The sequence below is a fragment of the Streptomyces sp. PU-14G genome (assembly GCF_041028275.1).
Lineage (GTDB): Bacteria > Actinomycetota > Actinomycetes > Streptomycetales > Streptomycetaceae > Streptomyces.
On the sequence record NZ_JASKYT010000338.1, the window covers coordinates 1 to 7,919 of the forward strand.

Annotated in this window: 9 protein-coding genes; 3 read left to right on the forward strand and 6 right to left on the reverse strand. The window is 74.1% G+C overall.

The window, feature by feature from the left end; translation table 11 throughout:
• Positions 1-32: 32 nt before the first annotated feature.
• A complete protein-coding gene (locus AB8Z75_RS27965; protein WP_369206758.1) occupies positions 33-1,247 on the reverse strand; it encodes a FecCD family ABC transporter permease in 1,215 nt (404 codons plus the stop codon).
• Between the two features lie 114 nt (positions 1,248-1,361).
• Here AB8Z75_RS27965 and AB8Z75_RS27970 point away from each other — a divergent pair, with 114 nt between their 5' ends.
• Complete coding sequence (locus AB8Z75_RS27970) at positions 1,362-2,012, forward strand: HAD family hydrolase (protein WP_369206760.1); 651 nt, start codon at positions 1,362-1,364, stop codon at positions 2,010-2,012.
• A 101-nt stretch (positions 2,013-2,113) separates the two neighbouring features.
• Here AB8Z75_RS27970 and AB8Z75_RS27975 read toward each other — a convergent pair whose 3' ends face one another.
• Complete coding sequence (locus tag AB8Z75_RS27975) at positions 2,114-2,347, reverse strand: hypothetical protein (protein ID WP_369206762.1); 234 nt, start codon at positions 2,345-2,347, stop codon at positions 2,114-2,116.
• 343 nt (positions 2,348-2,690) lie between these two features.
• Here AB8Z75_RS27975 and AB8Z75_RS27980 point away from each other — a divergent pair, with 343 nt between their 5' ends.
• Positions 2,691-3,074 carry a cold-shock protein gene (locus tag AB8Z75_RS27980; protein WP_114016134.1) on the forward strand — a complete coding sequence of 128 codons (384 nt, stop codon included), beginning with the start codon at positions 2,691-2,693 and terminating at the stop codon, positions 3,072-3,074.
• 43 nt (positions 3,075-3,117) lie between these two features.
• Here AB8Z75_RS27980 and AB8Z75_RS27985 read toward each other — a convergent pair whose 3' ends face one another.
• The 4 genes from AB8Z75_RS27985 to AB8Z75_RS28000 all read right to left on the reverse strand — a co-directional run bounded on the left by AB8Z75_RS27985 (position 3,118) and on the right by AB8Z75_RS28000 (position 6,642).
• Positions 3,118-3,975 (reverse strand): 1,4-dihydroxy-6-naphthoate synthase, encoded by an 858-nt coding sequence (locus tag AB8Z75_RS27985; RefSeq protein WP_369206763.1) that lies wholly within the window; start codon positions 3,973-3,975, stop codon positions 3,118-3,120.
• A gap of 22 nt (positions 3,976-3,997) precedes the next feature.
• On the reverse strand, positions 3,998-4,675 hold the full coding sequence (locus AB8Z75_RS27990) for a futalosine hydrolase (protein WP_369206765.1): 678 nt from the start codon (positions 4,673-4,675) through the stop codon (positions 3,998-4,000).
• Between the two features lie 32 nt (positions 4,676-4,707).
• On the reverse strand, positions 4,708-5,226 hold the full coding sequence (locus tag AB8Z75_RS27995) for a DUF2771 domain-containing protein (RefSeq protein ID WP_114020274.1): 519 nt from the start codon (positions 5,224-5,226) through the stop codon (positions 4,708-4,710).
• An 87-nt stretch (positions 5,227-5,313) separates the two neighbouring features.
• Positions 5,314-6,642, reverse strand: a complete 1,329-nt coding sequence (locus AB8Z75_RS28000) for an MFS transporter (RefSeq protein ID WP_369206768.1) — start codon at positions 6,640-6,642, stop codon at positions 5,314-5,316.
• 398 nt (positions 6,643-7,040) lie between these two features.
• On the opposite strand from AB8Z75_RS28000, the gene AB8Z75_RS28005 reads away from it, so the two are divergent.
• The coding region (locus tag AB8Z75_RS28005; RefSeq protein ID WP_369206767.1) for a DUF3027 domain-containing protein at positions 7,041-7,919 on the forward strand (879 nt) is incomplete at its 3' end.

The following is a 7,919-nucleotide window of genomic DNA, read 5'->3' on the forward strand; positions in this document are numbered from 1 at the left end:
GGGCAGGGGCCCGGCGGAGGGGGAGGAGCCGTTCATGCGGCGAGCGCCCTTCTGCGGACCAGCGTCACCAGGAAGGGCACGCCCACCAGCGCCGTCATCACCCCGGCCGGCACCTCGCCGGGGCGCATCACCAGGCGGCCGAGGACGTCGGAGACGAGCAGGACGACGGGTCCCAGGAGGGCCGCCATCGGCAGCAGCCAGCGGTGCGAGCCGCCGACCAGGGCGCGGGCCAGATGCGGAACGGCGAGGCCCACGAAGGCGAGCGGCCCGGCCGCCGCCACGCCGGCACCGGTCAGTACGGTCGCGCCGAGCCCTCCCACGATCCGCACGGCGCCCACGCGTTGGCCCAGGCCGCGTGCCACCTCCTCGCCCAGGGCGAGCGCGTCGAGCCCGCGGGCGACGGAGAACACCAGCAGGGCGCCGGCCAGCAGGAAGGGCCAGACCTGCCCCGCGATGGTGGCGTCGCGGTCGGCGAGGGAACCGACCTGCCAGAAACGGAACTCGTCCAACGCCGCGGCGCGGGTCGTCAGGATGCCCGAGACGACCGCGACGAGCAGCGCGTTGACGGCGGCCCCCGACAGGGCCAGCTTCACGGGGGTCGCTCCGCCGCGTCCGCGTACCGCGACGGCGTAGACGGCGACAGCCGCCGCCGAGGCGCCCACGAAGCCGAACCACACGTACCCGGCGAGGGTGTGGACGCCGGCGAAGGCGATGGCGCACACGACACCGACCGCCGCTCCCTGGCTGACGCCGAGAATGCCGGGTTCGGCGATGGGGTTGCGGGTGAGCCCCTGCATGACGGCGCCCGCGAGCCCCAGCGCGGCGCCGACCATGGTGCCCACCAGGGTCCGCGGTAGGCGCATGCCCCTGACGACCTCGGCCGCGTTGCTGTGGCCGCCGTGCAGCAGCGCGTCCCAGACGGCCCAGGGCGCGAGGGCGCGGCTGCCCAGGGCCAGGCTCAGCAGGGCGGCGAGCGCGAGAGCGACGGCTCCGGCGAGCAGCCAGCCGATCCGGCGTGCCAGGACGCCGCGCCGCCGGTCGCGCGGGGCGGCACCCGGCCCCTTCGCGCCGTCCGCACCCTCCCCGGCACTCCGGCCGCTCCCGGCAGTGCTGCCGCTCCCGGCGCTGATGCCGCTCCTGCCGCTCCCGCCTATCCCGCCTCTCCCGGCGTCCGGTGACGTCCCGTCGGCCGGCCCGCCGTTCGCCGGCCCGGTGGGGCGGCCGGACGGTCGGGGTACGGAAGGCATGGCGCTGCTCTCTTCTCGTCTGCTGCCCGGCGCCGGGACATGGGTAGGTAAGGCAGGCCTAAGTGTCAGTAGGCTGCCTCAGTGTAGGCCGAAGGGCAAGGCAGAATGTCCGGCATGGTTGCGCACGCTTCGTCCACGGGCACGGGCCCCACGGTCGGCTTCGACCTCGACATGACGCTGATCGACTCCCGCCCCGGCATCCACGCCACCTGGCGCAGGCTGTCGGCGGAGACGGGCGTGGACATCGACGCGGACCTGGTGGTCACCCGGCTCGGTCCGCCGCTGGTGCAGGAGATGGCGCACTGGTTCCCGGCCGAGGAGATCCCGGCCATGGCCGAGCGCTACCGCAGTCTCTACCCGGACCACGCCATCGAGCCGAGCGCCGCCATGCCGGGTGCCCGCGCCGCGCTGGAGGCCGTCAAGGCCGCGGGGGGACGCACGCTCGTCGTCACGGCCAAGTACCGGCCGAGCGCGGCGCTGCACCTGGAACACCTGGGCCTGTGCCCCGACGTGCTGGTCGGCGACCTGTGGGCGGAGGGCAAGGCGGAGGCGCTGACCGCGCACGGCGCCGCCGCGTACGTGGGCGACCACGTGGGGGATGTGCGGGGCGCGCGAATGGCGGGCGCGGTCTCCGTGGCTGTCGCCACGGGGCCGTGCGACGCGGGCGAGCTGACCGCGGCGGGCGCCGACGTGGTGCTGCCCGATCTGACCGGCTTCCCCTCGTGGCTGGCCGCCTTCGCCGGGGACGGCCGTTCGGCCGCGTAGGGCTTTTTCCGGGGCCTTGTTCCGGCAAGGGGTGCCACTGTTCGTGGTCCGCGGGTTGGTTGTGGCTTGTCGCGCAGTTCCCCGCGCCCCTTCGGGGTGCGTCAGGCGTCGTGGGCGGTGCGCCGCTGGGCCAGGGCCGTGCGGACGACGCCGGCCGCCGCCAGTACGAAGCCGATGCCCATCAGCATGCACACCAGGTAGGCGGGCGACGGGAAAGGCGTGGTGCCCAGGAACAGCGGGGCCACCGTGACGACCGTGGCCACGGCGCCGATCAGAAAGACGATCCCGCCGATGCGTACGAGAAGATCACCGGCGGACGGAGTTTCAGTGTTCACCCACACAGGGTAGATCCGGGTGCGAGTGCTCCGGCAGCGGGGCACTCGGCACATCGGGGAAGCACTCGGGAAGAACGGTCCGGATCCGTCCGGTGCCACCTCGCGCTCTGTGGCACCTTGCCACGGAGCGCCGGGCCATTAACCTTGGTGGTGGCGGGTCATGCGGCCCGCCCGACTGCTATTCCGGGGGATCGGGGGTCGGGGGCGCCAGCGGTGGTCCCGGGGCCTGGCCCGCCCCAGCAGCGCCAGCAACCAGTTTCCAGCCGGCCGCGGCTTCCCCATAAGCCGCAGCCAACCAGCCGCAGCCCGGTGCATCCGGACGAGTACGAGGACGAGGACAGACGTGCCTACCGGCAAGGTCAAGTGGTTCAACAGCGAGAAGGGCTTCGGCTTTCTCTCCCGCGACGACGGCGGTGACGTCTTCGTGCACTCCTCCGTGCTCCCGGACGGGGTGGACGCGCTCAAGCCCGGGCAGCGGGTGGAGTTCGGCGTCGTCGCCGGACAGCGCGGTGACCAGGCGCTCTCGCTGTCGCTGCTGGACCCGGCCCCGTCCGTGGCCGCGGCGCAGCGCCGCAAGCCGGACGAGCTCGCCTCCATCGTGCAGGACCTGACGACGCTGCTGGACGGCGTCTCCCAGTCCCTGGAGCGTGGCCGCTACCCCGACAAGCAGCACGGCCGCAAGATCGCCGGGATGCTCCGCGCGGTCGCCGACCAACTCGACGTCTGACACCGGCACCCGCGCCCCGGCAGGGGCGCGGGCAACGGCGTGGCTACGGGAACGCCAGCGCGTCCGGAGCGAGGGCCGGCACGAGCCCCTCGGCGGCGGCACGCTCCAGCAGCCCGCGGACCGCCGCGTAGCCGTCCTCGCCCAGGTTCTCGGTGAACTCGTTCACGTACAGCCCGATGTGCTGCTCGGCCACCGCCGTGTCCATCTCCTGCGCGTGCTCCAGCACGTACGGCTTGGAGGCCTCCGGGTCCTGCCAGGCCATCCGTACCGAGGTGCGGATGGCGCGGGCCAGCTCGTGCAGCGTCTCGGTGCCGAGCGCGCGCTTGGCGATGATGGCGCCGAGCGGGATGGGCAGCCCGGTCGTGGCCTCCCAGTGCTCGCCCATGTCGGCCAGCTTGTGCAGCCCGTAGTTCTGGTAGGTGAAGCGGGCCTCGTGGATGACCAGCCCCGCGTCGACCTTGCCGTCGCGCACCGCGGGCATGATCTCGTTGAACGGCATCACCACGATCTCGCCCACCCCGCCGGGCACCTCGGCGGCGGCCCACAGCCGGAAGAGCAGGTACGCGGTGGAGCGCTCGCTGGGAACGGCCACGGTCTTCCCGCTCAGCGCCGCCGCGTCACCTGCTTGACCGGTGAGCACCAGGGGGCCGCAGCCGCGGCCCAGCGCCCCGCCGCACGGCAGCAGCGTGTACTGCTCCAGCACCCACGGCAGCACGGCGTACGACACCTTCAGTACGTCCGACTCGCCGCGCTCGGCCATGCCGTTGGTGAGGTCGATGTCCGCGAACGTCACCGTGGGCGCAGCGGCGTCCGGTACCCGGCCGTGCGCCCACGCGTCGAAGACGAACGTGTCGTTCGGGCAGGGCGAGTAGGCGATCGAGAGCGGCGCTGCTGTGGCCATGACGGACTCCTTCTGTGTCGTGCTATGGGACCAGCTTGCCGAAGGCGGCCGTGAGCGCGGCCAGCGCCTGCGGAATCCGCCATGCGGCACGGTCCCGCGGGCCGACGGCGTTGGAGACGGTGCGGATCTCCAGGAAGTCCACACCGCCGGCGTGCGCCGTCGCGGCCTCGGCGACGCCGAAGCCCTCCATCGCCTCGGCGGCGGCCGTCGGACAGCGCGTCAGGAGCAGGTCGGCGTGGTGCCGGGTGCCGGTGGTCGTCGAGACGCTGAGCACGGTGCCCTGCCGGGCGCCGGTGGCCTCGGCGACGGCCCGTACCAGCGCGGCGGCGGGGCGGTGCTCGCTCGTGCCGAAGCCCAGGTCGGCGACGGAGGCGAAGCCGGTGGGATGCTCCGGGCTCGCGGGCAGTTCCGAGCCCAGGTCGGCGGCGACGAGGCGGTCGGCGATCACCGTGTCGCCGACGTGCACGCCGTTGGCGGCGAAGCCGCCGCCGATGCCCGCCGAGACGACCAGGTCGTAGGGGCGGCCCTCGTGCGCGGCTGTCATCAAAGCGGTGGTCGTGCGGGCCGCGGCGGCGGCCGGGCCGACGCCGCCGACGAGCACGTCGAGGTGCGGCGCGCTCCCTTCGGTGGCCGCCGCCACCGCCTCCCGCTCCGCGGGTACGGCGGCCACGACCAGCACCCGCTGAAACCGTCGCAGCACGTCGCCGTCCCCCTCGCCGGTGGCTTCCGCCGCTACTTCTTGCTGTTCTTCAGGTTCAGGTGCCAGATGCCGTTGAAGTCGCCGCCGGAGGTCTGTACGACGGTGACCTGGACGCTCTTCTTCGGCGCCGAGGGCTGCCCCGAGGCGGAGGCCTGCTGGAAGAAGACCTCGCCCTGGAAGGAGTAGTACGTCTTGTTCAGCGGCTCGGACAGCGCCGGCTTCCCGTCGACCAGGACGAGCCACCCGTCGTCGGCGGTCTTCGGGTCGACGCCGATGCGCAGCTTGTCACCGGTGCTGACGGAGATCGTCTCGTCGGCCTTCTTGCCGAGGCACTTGCGCACCTCGTCCTGCGGGATCGCCTTGCCGTCGTCGTAGCAGGCGGCCTCGGTGGAGACGGAGTCCCCGCCGACCGTCGCGGTCACCATGGGGCTCGGCTGCTCGCACGCCGAGAGGGCGACGAGGCCGAGCGAGGCGGCACCGAGGGCGGAGGCGGTGCGCACGCCCCGCCGCGACTGTGACGACATGCGGCCCTGCCGCGCGAGCTTGCTCATGCGGGCAGGCTATCGGGCGCCCCCGGTTCCACCGCGCGGGGGTGCGGCGTGCCGCGCCGCGAGCGCCCGCAGCACCCCGCGCGCGGCTCAGGCCACCCGGGAATGCGGCGTGCCGCGCCGCGCGGCGGCCAGCAGACGTCGGGCGGCGGTGAGCACACCGACCGCGACGAGACCGGCCGCCACCCCCATGCCGAGCCGGCCCGCCAGCGGCAGCGCCATGGCGAGCGCGCCGCCGACCACCCACGACATCTGCATCAGGGTCTCCGAGCGGGCGAAGGCGGAGGTGCGGACCTGCTCGGGGACGTCGCGCTGGATGAGCGCGTCGAGCGACAGTTTCCCCAGGGCCTGCACGATCCCGGCGGTCGCGGCGAGGGCGGTGACGGCGACCGTTCCATACAGCACGGCGGCGGTGACGGCCGCGGCCAGCGCGCCCAGCAGCGCGGAGGTGATGATCACTTCGGGGGCGCGGGCGCGCAGCCAGGCGCCGAGCGCGGTACCGAGGGCGTTGCCGCCGCCGGCCGCGACACCTGCCAGGCCCAGTGAGACGGCGGCCGACAGCCCGTCGAAAGGGTGCTCGCGCAGCAGAAAGGCGAGGAAGAAGGTGAGGAACCCGGACAGGGCGCGCAGCGCGGAGTTGGCGCACAGGGCACGAACCACCGAGACCCCGACCGTGCGCAGACCGGGCTTCTCCCGACTCCGCTCCTCGCCCGTCCCTTCGGTGTGCGCGGTCCGCGCCAGCCGGGCCGGGCGCTCCCCCTTCGCCGAGTCGACCTTGGGGTCGAGTGAGAAGGAGAGGAAGGTACCGAGCAGGAACAGCGCGCACGCCCCGTACAGCGGCCACCTGGCACCCAGCGCGTGCAGCGCCGCACCGGCCGGCGCGGCGGCGCCGGTGGCCAGCAGCCCCGCGAGCGTCACCCGCGAGTTCGCCTTGACCAGCCACACCCGCGGCGGCAGCAGCCGGGGCACCACGGCCGAGCGCACCACCCCGTACGCCTTGGACGAGACGAGCACCCCCAGCGCCGCCGGATACAGCTCCAGACCGCCGGTGGCCACGGCGCCCGCCATGGTCAGCGACAGCAGGGCACGGGCCAGCATCGCGGCGGCCATCGCGGCGCGCCGCCCGTGCGGGACCCGGTCGAGCAGCGGACCGATGACAGGGGCGAGCAGCACGAAGGGTGCCATCGTCACGGCCAGGTACAGCGCGACGCGCCCGCGGGCCTCGCCGGTGGGGACGGAGAAGAAGACGGTGGAGGCGAGCGCCACCGTGATGAGCATGTCGCCCGCCGAGTTGACGGCGTGCAGTTCGATGAGCTTGCCGAGCCCGGACTCACCGGCGCCGCCCGCGTGGGTGGCGCGCCTCACGCGGCGGGCCAGTGCGGCCGGTGGCCGCCGCAGGCCGCGTGCGACGCGGCGCACCCCGCTGCCTTTGCTGGGTTTGCCGGGCTTGTCGACAGGCACGCCGTTCAGTGTGCACCAGATCGCGGCGTTCGTTTCTCCCCTTTCTTCCGCTTCTTGTGCAGGTCTCCCAAGGGGGCGTTTCCGTCACCGCTGTCCCCCTCGCCGCCCCGTCCACAGGCGTGGCGAGGAGACAGTGCGAGCCGTCCGAGGGCTGGCTGCGGATTTCTTCCGTGACCCTGTGGGGTAGCGTGGGTGAACGGTGCGCACCGTATGGCCTTTGAGCGCGGGCGCGGACGTCGCAGCGGCCACCCGGTCCCGCTCCGTCCCCGACCCGGCCCCTCCACTCGTGGCCGTCCGGGCAGTGCACGCCGACAACGGCGCTACGGCGTAGGAGAGACGATTCTTGTGAGTGCTGCATGACTGCCGCGACCCGGAGTACGAGCCGTGGCGCGCGGAGCCGGCGCGCCCCCGACAAGCTGTGTGCCGAAGCCGTGGAGCTGGCGAGGGCCGCGGCCGAGGAGACGGCGGCACCCGGAGTGGTCGGCGCGTGGATCGAGGCCGTCGCCGACGCCGAACGCGTGGTCACGCACTTCTTCGAGGCCCACGAGCCCGGCTACCGCGGATGGCGCTGGGCGGTGACGGTCGCCCGCGCCTCCCGGGCCAAGAACGTCACGGTCGACGAGTCGGTGCTGCTGCCCGGCTCCGACGCGCTGCTGGCCCCCGAGTGGGTGCCCTGGAGCGAGCGCCTGCGCCCCGGCGACCTGGGCCCCGGCGACCTGCTGCCCACCGACGCGGACGACCTGCGCCTGGAGCCCGGTTTCTCCGGTGAGGACGAGCCGCTGCCCGACTCGCCCGTCGCCGACGGGGAGACCGAGGAGGCCGGACCGCTGCGGGCGGCCATCGGCGGCGTCGCCGTGGAGCCCGGCATGGGCAGGCCCCGGGTGCTCTCCCGCTACGGGCTGCACGCCGCGGCCGACCGCTGGGAGGAGTCCTACGGGCCGAAGGCGCCGATGGCCCAGGCGGCCCCGGCCGCCTGCATGAGCTGCGGCTTCCTCGTCCCCATCGCGGGCTCGCTGCGGCAGGCGTTCGGCATCTGCGCCAACGAGTACAGCCCGGCCGACGGCCACGTCGTCTCCCTCGCCTTCGGCTGCGGCGGCCACTCCGAGGCGGCGGTCATGCCCCGCGCCCCGCAGCCGCCGCCCCCGGTCGTCGACGAGACCCGGGCCGACCCCTTCGGCCTCACGGACGACGCACAGGAGCGGGGCGCACCTCCCGCCCCGGCGTCCGACGAGACC

Bases quoted from the DNA above. Each gene is read 5' to 3' on its own strand.
- AB8Z75_RS27965 (WP_369206758.1), bottom strand. From the start codon at position 1,247: ATGCCTTCCGTACCCCGACCGTCCGGCCGCCCCACCGGGCCGGCGAAC.
- AB8Z75_RS27970 (WP_369206760.1), top strand. From the start codon at position 1,362: ATGGTTGCGCACGCTTCGTCCACGGGCACGGGCCCCACGGTCGGCTTC.
- AB8Z75_RS27985 (WP_369206763.1), bottom strand. From the start codon at position 3,975: ATGGCCACAGCAGCGCCGCTCTCGATCGCCTACTCGCCCTGCCCGAAC.
- AB8Z75_RS27995 (WP_114020274.1), bottom strand. From the start codon at position 5,226: ATGAGCAAGCTCGCGCGGCAGGGCCGCATGTCGTCACAGTCGCGGCGG.